General features: G+C 64.2%; 16 protein-coding genes. 7 read left to right on the top strand and 9 right to left on the bottom strand.

Annotated features, from left to right (window positions below):
* Window positions 1-1,119 (top strand): pyridoxal phosphate-dependent aminotransferase, encoded by a 1,119-nt coding sequence (locus BDK61_RS08425; protein WP_007190467.1) that lies wholly within the window; start codon window positions 1-3, stop codon window positions 1,117-1,119.
* A 15-nt stretch (window positions 1,120-1,134) separates the two neighbouring features.
* Here BDK61_RS08425 and citE read toward each other — a convergent pair whose 3' ends face one another.
* From citE to glmS, 5 genes are read right to left on the bottom strand one after another with little or no spacing between them, the layout of a single operon-like run.
* Complete coding sequence (gene citE / locus BDK61_RS08420) at window positions 1,135-2,175, bottom strand: L-malyl-CoA/beta-methylmalyl-CoA lyase (protein WP_121302995.1); 1,041 nt, start codon at window positions 2,173-2,175, stop codon at window positions 1,135-1,137.
* Entirely contained in the window at window positions 2,172-3,248 is a 1,077-nt protein-coding gene (mch, locus tag BDK61_RS08415; RefSeq protein WP_121302994.1) for a 2-methylfumaryl-CoA hydratase, read from the bottom strand. Before mch ends, citE begins: the two co-directional genes overlap by 4 nt.
* A complete protein-coding gene (locus BDK61_RS08410) occupies window positions 3,241-4,509 on the bottom strand; it encodes a methylaspartate ammonia-lyase (RefSeq protein WP_121302993.1) in 1,269 nt (422 codons plus the stop codon). The genes mch and BDK61_RS08410 overlap by 8 nt, the downstream gene beginning before the upstream one ends.
* Entirely contained in the window at window positions 4,499-5,962 is a 1,464-nt protein-coding gene (locus BDK61_RS08405; RefSeq protein ID WP_121302992.1) for a methylaspartate mutase subunit E, read from the bottom strand. The genes BDK61_RS08410 and BDK61_RS08405 overlap by 11 nt, the downstream gene beginning before the upstream one ends.
* Before the next feature lie 2 nt (window positions 5,963-5,964).
* Window positions 5,965-6,405, bottom strand: coding sequence for a methylaspartate mutase subunit S (gene glmS, locus BDK61_RS08400; protein ID WP_004592954.1), 441 nt, complete (start codon window positions 6,403-6,405; stop codon window positions 5,965-5,967).
* A gap of 121 nt (window positions 6,406-6,526) precedes the next feature.
* Here glmS and mct point away from each other — a divergent pair, with 121 nt between their 5' ends.
* From mct to BDK61_RS08375, 6 genes are all read left to right on the top strand, one after another.
* Window positions 6,527-7,717 (top strand): succinyl-CoA:mesaconate CoA-transferase, encoded by a 1,191-nt coding sequence (mct, locus tag BDK61_RS08395; protein ID WP_121302991.1) that lies wholly within the window; start codon window positions 6,527-6,529, stop codon window positions 7,715-7,717.
* Window positions 7,718-7,787: 70 nt separating this feature from the next.
* Entirely contained in the window at window positions 7,788-8,228 is a 441-nt protein-coding gene (locus BDK61_RS08390) for a TRAM domain-containing protein (RefSeq protein WP_004961865.1), read from the top strand.
* Window positions 8,229-8,431: 203 nt separating this feature from the next.
* Window positions 8,432-8,992, top strand: coding sequence for a TATA-box-binding protein (locus BDK61_RS08385; protein WP_004516850.1), 561 nt, complete (start codon window positions 8,432-8,434; stop codon window positions 8,990-8,992).
* 140 nt (window positions 8,993-9,132) lie between these two features.
* A complete protein-coding gene (locus BDK61_RS08380; protein WP_121302990.1) occupies window positions 9,133-11,586 on the top strand; it encodes an ATP-dependent DNA helicase in 2,454 nt (817 codons plus the stop codon).
* Window positions 11,587-11,644: 58 nt separating this feature from the next.
* Complete coding sequence (locus BDK61_RS24465) at window positions 11,645-11,806, top strand: DUF7563 family protein (protein ID WP_004516852.1); 162 nt, start codon at window positions 11,645-11,647, stop codon at window positions 11,804-11,806.
* 51 nt (window positions 11,807-11,857) lie between these two features.
* Window positions 11,858-12,946, top strand: a complete 1,089-nt coding sequence (locus BDK61_RS08375) for an ArsA family ATPase (protein ID WP_004961875.1) — start codon at window positions 11,858-11,860, stop codon at window positions 12,944-12,946.
* A 17-nt stretch (window positions 12,947-12,963) separates the two neighbouring features.
* On the opposite strand, the gene BDK61_RS08370 is transcribed toward BDK61_RS08375, so the two are convergent.
* From BDK61_RS08370 to BDK61_RS08355, 4 genes are all read right to left on the bottom strand, one after another.
* Entirely contained in the window at window positions 12,964-13,788 is an 825-nt protein-coding gene (locus tag BDK61_RS08370; protein WP_007190475.1) for an SDR family oxidoreductase, read from the bottom strand.
* A gap of 55 nt (window positions 13,789-13,843) precedes the next feature.
* Window positions 13,844-14,659 (bottom strand): endonuclease V, encoded by an 816-nt coding sequence (locus BDK61_RS08365; protein ID WP_121302989.1) that lies wholly within the window; start codon window positions 14,657-14,659, stop codon window positions 13,844-13,846.
* Window positions 14,656-15,600 (bottom strand): rhomboid family intramembrane serine protease, encoded by a 945-nt coding sequence (locus tag BDK61_RS08360; protein ID WP_121302988.1) that lies wholly within the window; start codon window positions 15,598-15,600, stop codon window positions 14,656-14,658. Before BDK61_RS08360 ends, BDK61_RS08365 begins: the two co-directional genes overlap by 4 nt.
* 218 nt (window positions 15,601-15,818) lie before the next feature.
* Window positions 15,819-16,763 (bottom strand): response regulator, encoded by a 945-nt coding sequence (locus BDK61_RS08355; RefSeq protein ID WP_121302987.1) that lies wholly within the window; start codon window positions 16,761-16,763, stop codon window positions 15,819-15,821.
* Window positions 16,764-16,766 lie beyond the last annotated feature (3 nt).

Below are 16,766 nucleotides of genomic sequence, written 5' to 3'. Positions count from 1 at the left end.
ATGGACTACACGGAACCCCAGTTCTTCCGGGTCATGCAGTACGCGGCCCGGGCCGACCGGGACGTGGTGGACATGGTGTCGGGCAATCCCGACTGGGACCCGCCTGAGGGGCTTCGGGACGGGCTACGGGACTATGCCGAAGCGTCCGCTGACGACTATCAGTACCCACCCAGCGTGGGGCTGACGCCGCTCCGCGATGAAATCGCCGCTCGGCGCGGAGTGGACCGGAACCGCGTACTCATTACGAACGGCGCTGGCGAGGCGAACCACCTCGCGATGACCGGCGGGCTCCATCACTTCGACGGCAACGAAATCCTCCTGACTGACCCGGTCTACCCGTACTACGCCGGCCGGGCGAACTTCATCGGCGCGGACATCTCCTTCGTTCCGGTCGACGAGCACAACCGACTGGCCCCCGCGGACGTTCGGGCGGCCGCGAGCGAGGAGACGGCCGTCATCGTGGTGAATTCGCCCAACAACCCCACCGGCGCAGTGTACGACGCTGAAGCGATGGCCGAGTTTGCAGCCATCGCCGAGGAGTACGATGCCCTGCTACTCAGCGACGAGGTGTACGACCACTTCGACTACGCAGGTCGGTTCAGTTCAGCGCTGCGCGCCGACTCCGACCACGTCGTCGCCACCAACTCCTTCTCCAAGACGATGGCGATAACGGGGTTTAGGGTCGGCTATGTGATTTTCCCGCCGGAGGACGGCCCCACCGGGACACTGCTCGAACGCGCTCGCACTCAGCACATGCTCACGAACGTCACCGGGAGCCGACCAGCGCAGTACGCCGTCCTGCGGGCGCTGAAGACGACGAGTCCGGACTACTACGCCGCCTGCCGACGGCGACTCGAAAGGCGCGTCGACGACTTCTGTGCCGCACTGGCTGCGGCTGGGGCCGAGTACAACCGCCCCGACGGCGGCTTCTACGTGATGGCGCGGTTCCCCGACTTCCCCGGGTCATTCGAGAACGTGTACGAACTCATCGACGAAGCCGGCGTCGCCGGGATGCCTGGCGAAGCCTTCGGCGAGTCCCGTAGCGACTGGATACGGTTCGCGCTCGTGACTTCCCGGGTGGACGAGGCAGCCCAGCGGCTGGCGAACTACTTCGGATAAAAAGCTGTTGCCAGCTTAGCCAAAAATCAGTTCCACGTCTCTCGCCCGCGCCAGCAAGTCGTCATCGTAGTACGCCTCGGTCTGGGCAGGATGAGTCTCGTCGATGGCTCGGACCGTTTTGACGGTGTTGGCGAAGTTCTTGTATGTCGCTTCGTCGACCATCTGGCCGTCGACGACGACCGCGCCAGTGCCCTCGCGTTTGGCCTCGTTGAACGACTCGATTTTGTGGAGGTCTCGCTCCATTTCTTCCACTGTCGGCATGTGGATTCGATTCGCCTGTTCGGTCTGCTTTGGGTGGAGCGACCACGAGCCGTCGATACCGATGGTCGCCTCGTACTCCACCTGATCGGCGTACCCTTCGGCGTTGTAGTAGGTGACGCCAGCGCGTTCGTGGAACAACTGGTCGAAGGGGCCGCCGATGGCGACGATGTCGGCGGCGCTCGTCTCGTTCGACAGCGCTTCGAGCAGGCCGTCCCAGCGGGGCCGCTCGCCGTCGAGCGTGCGCCCGCCGAGTTCTGCCGTGTAGTCGACCGGCCCGAACACGAGCCCGGAGAGCCGGGAGTCTGTTGCGTACTGGCAGATCTCGCGGAGGTCCGAGCGGCCGGGGGCCGTCTCCAGAATGATCGCCATCTCCAGCGTCCCCTCGGGAAGCCCGGCGTCGCGCTCAGCGTCGGCAATGACGCCTGCGGCGTCGCGCACGTCGTCGAGGCGACCAACCTTCGGGAAGACGAAGCCGTCGAGTTCCTCGCCGACTGCCTCGGCCAGGCGAGTCACCTGCTCGATGCCACGCTCACGGGCGTCGGCGTCGTCGTAGGCCCACTCGACCCGCGGGAGAATGTCCCCGGCGAAGTCGTCGGCGTGGTCCGGGATGTGTTCGATTATGTTGTCGACGGCTTCGTCTTTCATCGACGGCGCAGTGCCGTCCTCAATGTCGGGGACGAGCCAGTCGGGGGCCTGAAACCCCTCGCTGGTGAGTCCCGAGACGAGGAACTTCGCGCTGTTGTCGTTCGGTATCGCGGCCGGTGCGGTCTGGAATGTGCGACAGAGTCGTGTCATGTATCTCGCTGAATGAGTGCGGTTCGCCGGCCCGAGTAGACCGGGGTCTGGTCCTGATTGAACGCGACGTGCTCGAACGTGACCGCGCCGGCCTGCTCCGGTCCGGCGTCGGGGTCGCAGTCGAGGACGCGAGTGAAGCCGTAGACGGTGTCGCCCAGCGTGACGAAGTCGTGGAACCGCTCGTCAGCGAAGCGACGCTCGCGGTAGGTCGCCTCGTCGGAGCGGGCGTGGGCCAGCGCAACCGAGCGTGTCACATCGCCGTACGCGACGATGTCGCCCGACGGCGAGTCGGCCATTTCGTCGCGATTGTGGTGCTGGCGCGCGGTGTTGAGCGTCGCCAGCGGCAGCCCGGCGACGAGCTGGTCGTCCATCGTCCGCCCGCGTTCGTGGCGGTAGGCGACGGCGGCGTTCTCCGTGTCGGCGCGTTCGAGTGCCGCTTGGAAATCCTCGAAGTACTCGCCGTCCGGGGAAACGAGGGTGTCGGGCAGCATAGGCCCATCCTCATCCTGTTCCCCGACTGCGCCGCCATCCGTAGCCGCTGGCTCGCGTCGCGGAATCATGTTCGTCCGCCGGTAGGAGACCAGCGTCTCACCGGTCTCGCGGTCCCGGCCCTCCGTTTCCCAGGTGACGATACCGTACTGGGGTCTGGAGGACGATGTCTTGGTGTCGACGACAGTCGAAGTGACCGACAGCGGCGTCCCGGCCGTCACCGGCTGATGGAACGTCACGTCGTCGCGGCCGAGGAAGTAGCCGCCCTTCTCCGAGAGGTCCTCAACAGTGATGCCCATCACGCACGCCAGCAGGTAATCCGGGTGGACCGGGCGCTCCTCGAAATCGCGTTCGCGGGCGGTATCGGCCCGCCAGTACGCCGGGTCGTGGTTGAGCGTCTGGCCCATCCACTGCTCGCTGCCGTGATGGGTGAGTCGGAGGCCGGGGTCGTGAGCGAGTTCGTCGCCCTCGGCGAAGAACTCGAAGAAGTGGCCTTTCTCTCGGGTGTCAGCCCTGTCCAGTAGCGGATTGAACGTCTCGTCGTCCGAGAGGTCCAGCGCGTCGGGGTCAGTCCAGTCAGTCATCAGCCGGCACCTCCTGTGTGGCGTCCCGTCTGGCAAGCGCCCGCCGCATCTCGTTCGTGACGACCATGTACCCCTCGTCGAAGCCCATTCCGGGTTTCGCCAGCACTTGGGCGGCATCGGTCGCCAGTGCGACGTGGGCACAGGCCCGCGCGGAAGTCACGGTCTCGTTGCACGTCCCGCCGACGTAGGCCCGGGTGTCCGTGCCATCGCAGTACAGCACCGCTTCGGCCGAGCGTTGGATGCCGCCGAGGTCCGGCGTCTTAATCTGGACCAAGTCGGCCGCTTCCGCGTCGACGAACGCCTGCACGTCGTCGAAGGTGTTGCACCACTCGTCGGCGACGATGTCCACGTCGACGCCTGCATCGGCCAGTCCCTCGCGGAGTTCGGCCATCTCGGTTATCTGTGCCTGCCGACCGCCAGCGTCCATCGGTCCCTCAACCTGAAGGGGGTACGGTGCGGCGGCCTCCCGCAGCGTCTCGAAGTAGTCGGTCACTTCGGTCCGGTCGTACGGCGGGCCAAACACCTTCCCGAGGATGCCGTACACGTCCACGTGGAAGCGCGGCGAGTACGGCTCCGGCCCGAGCGCTGTCGCCCGGTCCGAGAGCCAGGCGAGGTAGTCACGCAGTCCTTCGCCGTTCTCGCCGACCTTCTCGACGCTGTTGAACAGGCCGTGGGGCAACACCGGCACGCCCTTGATGAGCATCTTCTCGGCGTTGATACGACGTTCGTCTCCCGACTGGCCGAACACCGGAACCGGCGAGGTCGCCGGCTCGGTGTCGTAGGTGTCCGCGAGTACGTCCGTCGGCGTCACCCCGCGTGCTTGCGCGGCGGCGTTCAGCAGCGCCTGCGAGACGCCGTAGCGGACCGCGGTGTGGAGCTGGTCGCCGCCCGAGCGCTGTGGGCTCATTTCCTCCAGCATCGTCGCGTTGGCCCCGAACTGGGTCGCGTCCTGCCCACGGAGTGCGTCAGCGACAGCCCCCTCGACGACAGGCCGGTACTTTTCAGCCCGGAACAGCGGGTCACGGCCGCCGGCCCCCGAGTACTGGACCGCGGCGCAGTCGCCCGTTGCGATGGAGCCGTCTGCGAGTTCGATTTCAACGATGAGCGCCTCGCCGGCCTCGCGGATGCGGTCGAACCCGTCCGTGACCGGCTGGCCGTCGTAGGCGAACCCGGTCTGGGTCGCCCCATTCTTGATGGCCTGCTGGTCGTCGAAAAAGAACCCGGAGAGGCCTGGAACCGTTCGAACGTCTTCAATCCGCATCGCTTGCACCCCCTGTGGGGCTGTTGTCGCCGCTCGGCCGCCCGATGAGCTTCCCATCGCTGATGGCGTCCACGTCATCGGCGACCATCCGGAACGACTGGTCGCGGCCTTCGGTCTCGGCTCGCTCGCCGAGTCGCGCGGCGTGAATCTCCTTGATGTCGTCCGGGAGCGCGAGGTCCGCGAACTCGAAGATGCGGACCCGGCCATCGTCGTCTCTGGCCGGGAGCACCGCGCCCTTGGCGGCGTCGCTGGGCGCAAAGGGCACGTCCAGTGCCCCGCTGTCGAAGGCGTTGATAACTCCCTGTGCAACGTCGCCGTCGCCGGCCTCGTAGATAGCGTCCATCAGCGCCCGTGTCTCCCGTTCGATGAGCGCCTGTTCCTCGTCGATACCCCCGAGGTCGATATCCTGTTCAATCATCATATCGATAAGCTGTCTCGTCGTTCGCAGTCCGGCCGCGTTGGCCTCCTTCGTCGGCACGCCCTGGAACTCCTGGGCGGACTTCGTGATGACTTTGTCCGGCTGGGCGACGGCCGCTGTCGCGCCGCCGAGGCTGATGACGCCGTTTGCCCGCGCCTCGTCGGGCGGGAAGCCCCCCATCCACTCGTGGAAAACGGTCGTGACGGTCACTTCATCGCGGAGATACTCGTTGCCGAGCTTCCGCAAGGCCCGCAACGCTGCCACGTCCTGCACGAGGTTTCCGACCTGTCCGTAACCCAGTGTGAGCGACCGGACACCCTGTGTCGCGGCGAGCTCGCCCTCGACGAGCATCACCGCGATTGCGATGCTCGGTGGGACGAGCGTCCCGGTCAGCGGACCGAAGGGCTCGCGGTTGATTGTCACACCGCGCTCAGTGTAGGCCCCACAGAGCCGGTCGACGAACTGCCAGTGTTCGATGGTCGTCGCGAGGTCGTGTCGCTTCGTGTATGGGATGTTGTAAGAAATCGGTCCGCCCTCGAAGCTCTGGAAGCCGCCGGCAAGCGTGACCATCGCCAGTAGCCGGGCATCGGGCGTGCCGTGCCGGACCTCGACCGGTGCGTCGAGCGCCCGGATGAGTCGCCGGCAGTCTTCGACGCCGTGGTTCACCGCGGGGAAGCCGTTCAGTTCGTTTTCGTCGCTGCCGCGAGAGGCGGCGAGTCCCTCCTCAGCCTTCTCGTACTCGTTGTCGCGCGTGTACGAGTCGATGGTCGTCGGCAGGAGGTCCGCACCGCCCTCGTCCTGTAGATACCGCAGCAGGTCGATCTGTTCTTCGAGGCAAGGGACGCCCGCTCGCGGCTGGAGGAGCGGCTGGTCGGCGGACTCCAGCACTTGGGCGAACTGCTTTGAGGCCGGCAGCGACTCGTGGAAGGCGATGGCCTCCTCGAAGTCGACTTCGCGGCCTGTGTGCCAGTTGTCTCTGAGGTCGTTTGCGATGCGCTGTAGCTGGTCGTCGCTGAGTCGCTCGTCAGTTGGCATAGTCACCCGTCAACCCTGATCTGCTCCGCCTCTGTTGTCGTCAGTTGCAGGTCTTCGCGGAGCATCTCGATTGCCTCCTCCGGGTCCGTCTCCGCGTCGAAGACGCGGTCGAAACCCATCTGTCGGAAGGTCGCCTGCGTCTCCTCGAAGTCGGACTGTCCGACGGCGAGGTTCCCACCGACGTACGTGAGCACGTCGAGCCCAGCGTCGTCGAGCTCGTCGTGCAGCCCCTCGCAGTCCTGGCGGGCGTGCCCGTACAGCGAGGATACCAGTACTGCCTCGGCGTCATGAGATTTCGCGGCGGAGACGAACTCGTCCTGTGCGGTCTGGACACCGAGGTTGATGACCTCGAAGCCTGCGGCCGAGAGCGCCTGCTCTAGAATCGTGATGCCGACGACGTGCGCGTCGGAGCCAATCACGCCGAGGATAACGGTCCGGGGCATGTACTACCCCGTCATCGGCGGGCAGTGATAAACCTAATGGTCTTTCATGATAATATGGCCTTAAGGAATTTATAACGGACATTCAAGAAGGTTTATGCGGCCGCCCCGTCGTGGTTTTTGCATGGGTGCGCTTGACGACTTGCGTGTGCTCGACCTGACACAGGTCCTCGCCGGACCGTACTGTACGATGTTGCTCGCAGACATGGGCGCGGACGTGGTAAAGGTCGAACGCCCCGGCGGCGACCTCATCAGGTCGAACCCCCCGTTCGTGAGTGACGGCGACGAGGAAGCCTACGGCGGCTACTTCCAGAGCGTCAACCGTGGGAAACGCTCGCTCGAACTCGACCTGGGGGCCGATGCGGACCGCGAGGCGTTCCTTTCGCTCGTCGAGCGTGCAGACGTCGTGGTTGAGAACTTCAAGGCTGGCACGATGGAGAAGTTCGACTGCGGCTACGAGACGTTGCGAGAACACAATCCGGACCTCATCTACTCCTCCATCCGGGGCTTTGGCGACCCGCGGACGGGCGAAACCCACCGACAGGGCCAGCCGTCGTTCGACCTCATCGCGCAGGCGCTGGGCGGGGTCATGGAAATCACCGGCCAGTCGGATGGCCCCCCGACGAAGGTCGGTCCTGGCGTCGGCGACCTCTTCACCGCCGTACTGAACGCCGTCGGCATCCTTGCAGCCGTGCATCACCGCGAGCGCACTGGTGAGGGGCAGTACGTCGATACAGCGATGTATGACTCGATGGTGTCACTATGCGAGCGGACGGTGTACCAGTATTCCTGTGACGGCGAGTCGCCGACCCGACAGGGGAACTCTCATCCGACGCTGTTCCCGTACGACTCCTTCGAGGCCGCCGACGGTCATGTCGTCATCGCGGCGTTCTCTGACGGGCACTGGGAGGCGCTGTGCGAGGCGATGGAGCGCCCGGACCTCGCCGCGGAGTATCCCGACGCCGGCAGCCGGATTGCGAACCGCGAGTCGCTGCGGGCCGAAATTGCGGAGTGGACCGCCGCTATCGATTCGGAAACGCTCCTTGACCTGCTTGAAGGGCGCGTGCCGGCCGCGCCGGTCCAGAACACCGCCGACATCTTCGACGACCCGCACATCCATGACCGGGAGATGCTCGCCGAGGTGGACCAGCCGGGCGCGGACGATCAGATGACCATCGCCGGCAGCCCAATAAAGATGACCGAGACGATGCCCTCGCCCGGCGATCGTGCGCCGCTGCTAGACGAGCACAGGACGGAACTGCTTGATGAGGCTGGGGTCGATACGGGAACCAATCGAGTGGAAAGCGACGACTAATCGGCAACTGCCGGCAATTTTCACCACATCAGGGCAGGACCATTATCTATCATGAGCCGTAGAATAGGCTATGGTCGAAGTTCCAGATGCGCTCAGTACATTGTTCAGTGCCCAAATAGAGACGGACGGGGACCGATATATTGTTGAAATTCCGAAAAGTGAAGTATCTCACGGTGCAGTCTCGCCGGGCGAGACCTACCGCGTCGGCCTGCTCTCGCAGGTCGACGCCAGTGCGTCGGCAACAGCCCAACCGCAGACGCCCAAACAGGACACCGACCCGGAACGAGCCAACACCGGCGTCCCGCAACCGCCAGTCGACGAGGGCGAAATCCGAAACGTGACCATCGAATCGCTGGGCGACCAGGGCGACGGCATCGCCAAGGTTGAACGCGGATACGTCGTCATCGTCCCCGACGGCGAGCCGGGCGATTCGCCGACCGTCGAAATCGAGACCGTCCAGGAAAACGTCGCGTTTGCGAGCGTCGTCGACAACGACGGCCACACTGTATAGCGGTATCGTCGCGTTTTCAGCGGCTCAGTGACCGCCGGGCTGGCCAGACTACGGGGCCGGAGCAAACTGTCACGGCAGGGTCGTTCAACCGACAGACCCCTACTTGAATGGAATCTGTCGGACGTGGTAGAGGTCGAAGAACGACTAGTAATCACAGCATCACAAACGTTTATATGATTTAAATCCGGTATTTAAAACACTATATGGTCGACCCAAAAGAGAGCATTGACATCGAAAATGTCGTTGCTTCGACCGGTATCGGACAAGAACTCGACCTTGAGAGCGTCGCGATGGACCTCGAGGGAGCCGACTACGACCCCGAGCAGTTCCCGGGCCTCGTCTATCGGACACAGGACCCCAAATCCGCCGCGCTCATCTTCCGGTCGGGCAAGATTGTCTGCACGGGTGCGAAATCGACAGACGATGTCCACCAGAGTCTGCGCATCGTCTTCGACAAGCTCCGTGACCTGAACATCCAGGTCGACGACGACCCCGAAATCGTCGTCCAGAACATCGTCAGCTCCGCTGACCTCGGGAGTTCGCTCAACCTCAACGCCATCGCTATCGGCCTCGGGCTTGAGAACATCGAGTACGAGCCGGAGCAGTTCCCGGGCCTCGTCTACCGACTCGACGAACCCGACGTGGTCGCGCTGCTGTTCGGTTCGGGGAAGCTCGTTGTCACCGGTGGCAAGCGCAAAGAGGACGCCGAAGAAGCCGTTGACACCATCGTCGAGCGGCTGAGCGACCTCGGCCTGCTGGACTAACGGCTCAGTGCCAGTGACTGGGCGGCGGCCAGTCACAGCCCGTTTTTCGGTTCATTGCGGTCCCGACGCGACGCGCACAGAGCGATTGCGACGGACAGGAACCCCGCGGTTCAAATACCGGGACGACTAACCCCGTTCCGATGGGAGACTCCGCCTCGACGGGCACAGAGTCCTGGCGCACGTATTTCGGCTTCGACGAGCCCTACGAGAATCAGGCCGACGCCGTCGAACGAGCCATCGAGGCGGGCAAGGCACGCGGCTTTCTCGCGATGGAAGGTCCGTGCGGAACTGGCAAGACGATGGCCGCGCTCACCGCTGGCGCAACGCTAGTCCGCGATACAGACCTGTACGAGCGAATGGTCGTCGTCACGCCGGTCAAACAGCAACTCCAGCAGTTCGTCGACGACCTCCGAGCGCTTAACGCTGGAATCGACGAGCCGTTCGACGGCATCTCACTGGTCGGCAAGCGCGACCTCTGTCCGTACGGTCGTGAGGGCCAGTTCCCGGACGACGTAGGGACACACGACCGCTGTGAGGACCTCAGGGAGGCGACGGCGCGGTTAGTTGAGGACGACGGGCGCTCGGACGGCGCGGCCGTCGCGGACGCCGCAATCGCCGGTGAGGCTGACGATGACCAGTGGTGGGACCCGCGGAAAGGACAGGACCTCGCCGCGGCTGCACGCCCAGATGCGGTCGAGCAATCGACCCTTGGCGACGACACACTTCAGACGGCCGGCGCAGCCTCGCCGTACCGGCAGGCCCAGCCAACGGCTCCAGAGTCGATGGCAGAGGGGTCAGACCCGCCGCTGTACTGTCCGTTCGAGGCGGACTGGTACGCCCGCAACAAGGGCTCGCCCGTCGACTTCTCGGCCGGGGACGAGCACGTGGTGACGATGGACGACTACCTCCCGGCGGCAACGGAGCGCGGGACCTGCCCGCACCGGGTCATGAGCGTGATGCTGAACGAGGCTGACGTTATCGTTGGGAACTACAACCATCTGTTCGACCCGGGCTCTCGCCCGCTGCTGTCTGACGTACTCGACAATCAGACGCTCGTCATCGTAGACGAGGCGCACCGACTCGAAGAGCGCGTGCGAGACCTCCTGTCGGACCGCCTCGGCCGTCAGAGCATCGTGCAAGCGCGCAACGACTGCACGACACTCATCCAGCGCGCCCAGCAGAGCGCCGACCACAAGGCACAGGTCCGTGAGGTGCTGTCAGCCCGCGAAGTCCCGCTGGACGCAGTTGATCAGGCCCGGAAGTTCTACGACGACCTCGTTCGGTGGCTCGACAACCGCATCGAATCCTTCCTCGACGCCGAACACGAGGGCTGGCGCGCGGACCCGTCAAGCCTCCCCGAGCACGACAGGGAGATTCCGCTTCGGGACCCCGACACGGTCGAACAGGACGAACTGACCGAGTGGGCCGAGCGTAAGGGCTACGAGGGCTCGCTGTGGCGCTCGCTGTCGAAGGTTGGTGCGGCCGTCGAGGACGCTATCGACCAGCTCGGTCTGACCCGCCAGCCGGTGTGTGCCGCTGTCGGCGTGCTGGCCGGGCAGTGGTGGGAGCGCGACCACGCAACGTTCCTCCGGGAGATCGAACTGGAGCATTCGCCGAACCACGGCCAGACCCTTGATGCCGATTACCAAGCCGTCTACACGCCGGGACTGCTGTGTTACAACTGCATGCCAGCGACGGCCCTGCGTAACGTCTTCGACGACCTCGGCGGCGGTATCCTGATGAGCGCGACGCTGGAGCCGCTGGACGTGTTCACCCGCGTGTCGGGGCTGGACTCGATGGCCGAGACGGGCTCGACGGCCCCCGACGAGCAATCCGGCGACGGACGGCCGGTCCGGTCGACGACCTACGACCTGCCGTTCCCGCCTGAGAACCGGGCGTCGTACCTCGTCGACGCGACACCGTTTACCGCACGCAACCGCGGCGACCCCGGAACGATGCGGCCGCTCGGCGACAACTGGAATCCAACGCGAGACGAGTACGCACAGGCGCTACGCGCGCTGGCCCGCTCACCGGGCAACGTCATGGTGGCGATGCCAAACTACCGGGAGGCGCGCTGGGCCGGCGCATACCTGCAAGACGCCGTCGAGAAGCCGGTCCTCGTGGACGAGTCATCGAGTAACGAGGAGACCGAACGGCTGAAACGCGAGTTCTTCAGCGGCGATGGAAAAGTCATGGTCACATCGACTCGCGGGACGCTGACCGAGGGCGTCGACTACGACGGCGAGAAGCTCTCGACCTGCGCGGTCGTCGGCATCCCGCTGGTGAACATCGGGTCGCCACGTGTCCGGGGTGTCCAGCGCGCCTACGGTGACGCCTTCGGCGAGGACAACGCCTTCGAGTATGCCCTGACAGTTCCGGCTGTGCGGCGCGCGCGCCAGGCCATCGGCCGCGTCATCCGTGGCGTTGACGAGGTCGGGGTGCGGGCGCTGGTCGGCCGACGGTACACGCCGGACGCGCGGCATTCGGTGTCTCCGTACCTGCCCGCCGGCGAGCGCGAGGAGTTCACCCGGATGACGCCGGATTTCCTCGCGAGCCAACTGGATTCGTTCTGGGCCGACCACCGTGCCGATTAACCGGAATATTTCGTTGGCAGCGGAAGGCATATACATCGTGGAACGAGTGTACCTATAGATGCCCGAGTGTCAGAACTGCGGTGAATTTGTAACCGAGCAGTACGTACGGGTTTTTACACCAGAAGCCGTCGAAGGCCATGGCCCCCGGGTCTGTCCAAACTGTGAGGACAAACTCCGGGACGGCGCGGATGTCCGTGAAGCGCGGTCCTCGAGACAGTAGGACAACTCCTTTTCGGGAAGTACTCAAGGCCAGACAAGCGTAGCTTCTGGCATGAGCGAACTCGACGTCGAAGCGGTCGACGATATTAATGCACCCGCAGGAATCGATGCGGCGGAGTACGTCCTCTACGGCGGAAAAGGCGGCGTCGGCAAGACAACGTGTGCTGCGGCCACCGCGCTGGCCTCCGCGCGCGACGACACGGCGACGCTCGTCGTCTCTACGGACCCTGCCCACTCCCTGTCGGACACGCTGGATGCGGATATCCCGGCGACACCGACGCGCATCCGCGAAGACATCCCGCTGTACGCGGCTGAAATCGACCCGGAGGCCGCCGTCGGCGAGGGACCGCTCGGTGTCGAGGAGGACGCACTGGGTGGCGTGGGCGAACTGCTCGGCGGCGACGGGATGTTTGGCGGAGGTGCAGGCGGTGCAGCGGGCGCAGGTCAGGCCGAGGACCCGATCGGCGGTGAGGAGGGGCTTCTCGGCGGGTCGATGCCCGGAGCCGACGAGGCTGCGGCGCTCCGCCTCTTGCTGGATTACGTCGACGACGACCGCTTCGACCGCGTCGTCATCGACACCGCCCCGACCGGCCACACCCTCCGGCTACTGGAACTCCCTGAGACGATGGACTCAATGGTCGGGAAGATTCTGCAACTCCGCGAGCGGTTTTCGGGGATGATGGACAACCTCACCGGCATGTTCGGCGACGATCAGGACGTCGACGCCGAGGCCGGCATCGAGGACCTGCAGGAGCTTTCGGACCGCATTGAGCACCTCCGGGGGATTCTACAGGACCCACAAAGGACGGATTTCCGCATCGTGATGGTGCCCGAGGAACTGTCCGTTGTCGAATCCGAGCGTCTGCTCGCCCAACTCGGCGAGTTCAACATCCCCGTCAGCACCGTCGTCGTCAATCGAGTGATGCAAGACCCGAGCGAGGTGCTTGGCGAGGACGTGGACATCGCCGGCCCGAACCACGCCGACTGCGAGTTCTGCGCGCGGCGCTGGCAGGTACAGCAAGACGCGCTGGCCCGGTCACAGGACATGTTCCGCGGCCACGACGTACGCCGTGTGCCGCTGTTCGCCGAAGAAGTGCGCGGCGAGCGACTGCTGTCGGTTGTGGCGGCCTGTCTGGACTAAACTGAGCGGGGCGGTGATTAGCGTGTCAGCTTCCGGATGACACCGAACGCTGCGTCGCGCCACCGCGCCGGCAAGTAATCGAGCATAAGCAGTAGCTGTGCGCCCTGTCCGACCGGATACCGCGGTTCAGGGTCGCTGGCGTTGGCAGCGTCACGGATAGTCAGCGCAACTGTCCCAGGCGTGACAGAGAGCGCGTCCTGAATGCCGACGAGGTTCGAATCCTCGTGGGCTTGATACAGCCAGTCGTACGCGCCGGACGTATCAAGGTCATCGAGTTCCTCGTCGGCGCGGTTGTCGAAGTTGGTCTCAACCGGCCCGGGTTCGACGAGCACCACGTCGATGCCGAACTCCTCGACCTCCATCCGGAGCGCGTCACTGAGTCCCTCCAGCGCGAACTTCGAGGCGGCGTAGCTACCCTGATTGGGGAAGGCGATACGGCCCGCGACGCTGGAGACGTTCACGATGGTTCCGTTCTCGCGAGCCCGCATGTGCGGGAGCGCTTCACGGATGAGTCGGTGCGGGCCGTAGAGGTTCACGTCAAACTGGTCGTGCAGGTCCGCCGTCGACACATCCTCAACCGCGCCGAACTGCGCATAGCCGGCGTTGTTTATCAGGCAGTCGAGTCGCCCTTCGGACTCGATAAGCGCCTCAACGACCCGCTCGCACTCCCGCGGGTTCGTCACGTCAAGCTCAGCGGTTTTACAGCCTGCATCTTCGAGGTCTTCGATGTCCGATTCCTCGCGGGCGGTCGCCCAGACAGTCCAGTCGTCGGCCAGGAACGCCTCGGCACTCGCCCGCCCGATACCCGAGGACGCCCCCGTAATCAGCACCGTCTTCGCCATGTGTTGGCCGGGAGAACACACCCCGGGAAGTTATACTGTCGGTTATCCGAACGAGCTACTCGACGGTTGCCTTTGCCTCGTCGGCGTAGCTGTCGGCCAGCCGGGTCGGCTCGGGGAGCTTGTAGCCGTCGGCGGTAGCTTCGACGATATCCGCCGCCGTGCTTGCGCTGACGCGATGGCCGGGACTGACGATGAGCGGGTTGATGTGCCGATTCGGTGAGTCGTACTGGCGCGTCTGGAGTGCGTGGCCAATTACTGTCCCGTCGGGGCAGGTCTCGACGCTGTCGTCGGCTGTAATCGGAATCCGCGTCCCTTCCGGGTATCTCTCGTCGAGGGACTGCTCCGGTGTGCCACAGAGGAGGTTCTTTGCGACGCCGACGGCCGGCACGTCCAGCGTGACGCCGATGTGTGTCGCCAGCCCGGCTTCCCGGAAGTGGATGCGGCCACTACCGTCGACAAGTACCACGTCGGGGTCAGTCTCTAGCTCCGCAAACGCGGCCAGAATTGCGCCGCCCTCACGGAACGACAGCAGGCCGGGAATGTACGGAATCTCGGTGCGTTCGACGGCGCTGACTCGCTCGATGACCTCACCGTTCTGTAGCACGACAATCGCCGAGACGGCCTTGTCGTCGACGAACGCTTGGTCGACGCCAGCGATGAATGGCGGCTCCGTTCGGTCGTCGGCGCTGGTGCTCAGTGTCGTCTGGTCGACGTCCGGTGCATCTCCGGTGCGCGTGATCGCCTCGGGCAAAACGTCCATCTCGTCCTCGAACCGCGCCGCCGCCGCGATATCACGTTGCAACTCCTCCATCTCAGTCTGCGAGAGCGCCGGGTCGGGAACGAATTCGGGGCGAACCGGGTGCACCGTCATGGACGACGCCGGCCCGGACCGCCGGGACCGCCCGGTCCACCAGGGCCGCCGGGGCCGCCGCCACCGCCGAACTGTATCTGGCCGGGCATCCGGGTCTGGCCCTTGATTTTCTGGCCGTACCAGAGCCCGATGATGAGGCCGATAAGATGGGCGAGATGCGCGATGTTGCCACCAAGCAGGCCGGCCCCCATCGGATTGAGCGACCCGAAGATGCTCAACAGGAAGTAGAAGCCGGTGATCGCCCAGATCGGGACGGGAATCAGGAAGTACAGGTAGACGCGGAGGTCCGGTTTCAGGACCGTCAGGAACGCCATGATCGCCAGCGCCGCGCCACTGGCTCCGAGGACACCAGCAGACGTTCCCTGCAACGTCTGGATTGCGATCTGTCCGAGGCCTGCCAGCGCGCCGGACACGAGGAAGAAGATAGCGAACTTCTTCGACCCGATCTGCTGCTCGACGAGTCGGCCGAAGAAGTAAATGATAATCCCGTTTCCGAAGATGTGATAGAATCCGAAGGGGGCGTGTGAGAACACGGACGTAACCCAGGTCCAGATGTACTCAGGGTTGTTCGGATGGAGAACGAACAGCGTCTGGAACGCTTCGCGGCCAAGCGAGAGGATAACAATATGTTCGAGAATGAACACAATTCCCATAATCGCCAGGAACAGATACGTGACGTTCCCCCGGAAGTACGCCAGCGGCCCCCCGGGCCCGGTGTCGATACCGAACCGGTCGGCGACACCGCCGCTCCCTGATGTCTGGCCAGTATTTACACTCTCGTCGAACCCGCTGTCGAACACGCCGCCCGGATCGCTCCAGTTGTCCAGTCCGGGGCAATCGTGGGCCTCGGGAAGCCGGTGTTCCGCACAGTAGGTCCCCCCACAGTGCCCACACTGGTACGGCATGTTCTCCTGCTTTCCACAGGCATCGCACTCCGACATTATACTACGGTAGGAGTGGACGGTGGAAAGGGATTGTGCTTATACTGTCGGCTGTTCGTCTGTGACAACTCTCGCCTTCGTGAGAGAGCTGATATCTCGTGACAGGGACAGTCAACAGCAGGACAGTGGACCGGCCACCGATCGATTATCGCGTAGCTGAGAAGTACCCTGCAAAACCGTACGAGCCAGCGAGCAGCACACAGCAGTCAAACGGCGATTCACTCGCCAATATCGGGGTTGGTTTCAGCGTCTCGAAGCACACCGATCCACGCCGGTTCGCCATCGTACTCGATGGACCCGCCGGAGACCTCGATGGTCCGCGTTTCGCCGTTGGCCTGTCGGCCCTCAAACTTCGAATGGAACGTATCGAGCTCGTCTGAGTCCGCTGCTCGGAGTGACTCGGGAAGTCGGTCGCCGTCGCCCTCTGCCGTGAGGAGAGCCGGGGATTCGTCGATGAGTTCACTCTGGTCATAGCTGAAAATGTCGGCCAGCTTCTGGTTCACGTAGACAAACGTCCCGTCCTGAATGATACAGACGCCCGCCAGCTCCTGTTCGACGAGCCGTTGATACCACGAGAGGGCGTTCCAGAACCGCTGCTCGGTTCGATGTTGCTCGACGGCATTTTCGATTCGGTTGGCGAGAACATCGTATGTGTCTGACCGCCCTCCCTTCTGCATGTAGTCCGTAACGCCCGACGCGATTGCCTCGCTCGCGATCTCTTCGCTACCTTTGCCAGTGAACAGAATAAATGGGATATCCTGATACTGCTCGCGGACGAGTTCCAGAAACTCCAGCCCATCGGTGTTTGGCATATCGTAATCGCTGACGATACAGTCGACCTGCTCTGTCCGGAGGAAATCGAGTGCGGCGACGGCGCTGGTCTTCGTCACGACATCGAAGTCGTCGTTAATGCGTTCGAGATACACCTCGACCAGTTCACCCACCTGTGGGTCGTCGTCGACGTGCAACACGGTACACTGCTGGGACTGCTCGACTTTCGCCAGCGGAATCGGGACCTCTGCCCGCATCTCGTCGCGTCGGTCTACTGATTCAGTCCGGAGAAGCGGTGTATGCCGTGTTGCCACGCGTCGGCTCCCGCTGATGGCTGCACTGGAGAGCTCCACTGTCTTGTCTCCGAGCCGCCACTGTTCCTCAGGAGCCATCTT

Origin of the sequence: Haloarcula quadrata (assembly GCF_003634715.1) — an archaeon.
GTDB classification, from domain to species: Archaea; Halobacteriota; Halobacteria; order Halobacteriales; family Haloarculaceae; genus Haloarcula; species Haloarcula marismortui.
Note: the sequence above shows the minus strand (reverse complement) of the source record. Positions and strands in the feature narration are given on the sequence as shown.

Excerpts from the sequence above, each read along its gene's own strand:
- mch (WP_121302994.1), bottom strand. The coding sequence starts at position 3,248 with ATGACTGACTGGACTGACCCCGACGCGCTGGACCTCTCGGACGACGAG.
- BDK61_RS08360 (WP_121302988.1), bottom strand. The coding sequence starts at position 15,600 with ATGTCGGAGTGCGATGCCTGTGGAAAGCAGGAGAACATGCCGTACCAG.
- BDK61_RS08365 (WP_121302989.1), bottom strand. The coding sequence starts at position 14,659 with ATGACGGTGCACCCGGTTCGCCCCGAATTCGTTCCCGACCCGGCGCTC.
- BDK61_RS08380 (WP_121302990.1), top strand. The coding sequence starts at position 9,133 with ATGGGAGACTCCGCCTCGACGGGCACAGAGTCCTGGCGCACGTATTTC.
- mct (WP_121302991.1), top strand. The coding sequence starts at position 6,527 with ATGGGTGCGCTTGACGACTTGCGTGTGCTCGACCTGACACAGGTCCTC.
- BDK61_RS08385 (WP_004516850.1), top strand. The coding sequence starts at position 8,432 with ATGGTCGACCCAAAAGAGAGCATTGACATCGAAAATGTCGTTGCTTCG.
- BDK61_RS08375 (WP_004961875.1), top strand. The coding sequence starts at position 11,858 with ATGAGCGAACTCGACGTCGAAGCGGTCGACGATATTAATGCACCCGCA.
- BDK61_RS24465 (WP_004516852.1), top strand. The coding sequence starts at position 11,645 with ATGCCCGAGTGTCAGAACTGCGGTGAATTTGTAACCGAGCAGTACGTA.
- BDK61_RS08425 (WP_007190467.1), top strand. The coding sequence starts at position 1 with ATGGACTACACGGAACCCCAGTTCTTCCGGGTCATGCAGTACGCGGCC.
- BDK61_RS08370 (WP_007190475.1), bottom strand. The coding sequence starts at position 13,788 with ATGGCGAAGACGGTGCTGATTACGGGGGCGTCCTCGGGTATCGGGCGG.
- BDK61_RS08355 (WP_121302987.1), bottom strand. The coding sequence starts at position 16,763 with ATGGCTCCTGAGGAACAGTGGCGGCTCGGAGACAAGACAGTGGAGCTC.
- BDK61_RS08390 (WP_004961865.1), top strand. The coding sequence starts at position 7,788 with ATGGTCGAAGTTCCAGATGCGCTCAGTACATTGTTCAGTGCCCAAATA.
- BDK61_RS08405 (WP_121302992.1), bottom strand. The coding sequence starts at position 5,962 with ATGCCAACTGACGAGCGACTCAGCGACGACCAGCTACAGCGCATCGCA.
- citE (WP_121302995.1), bottom strand. The coding sequence starts at position 2,175 with ATGACACGACTCTGTCGCACATTCCAGACCGCACCGGCCGCGATACCG.
- BDK61_RS08410 (WP_121302993.1), bottom strand. The coding sequence starts at position 4,509 with ATGCGGATTGAAGACGTTCGAACGGTTCCAGGCCTCTCCGGGTTCTTT.
- glmS (WP_004592954.1), bottom strand. The coding sequence starts at position 6,405 with ATGCCCCGGACCGTTATCCTCGGCGTGATTGGCTCCGACGCGCACGTC.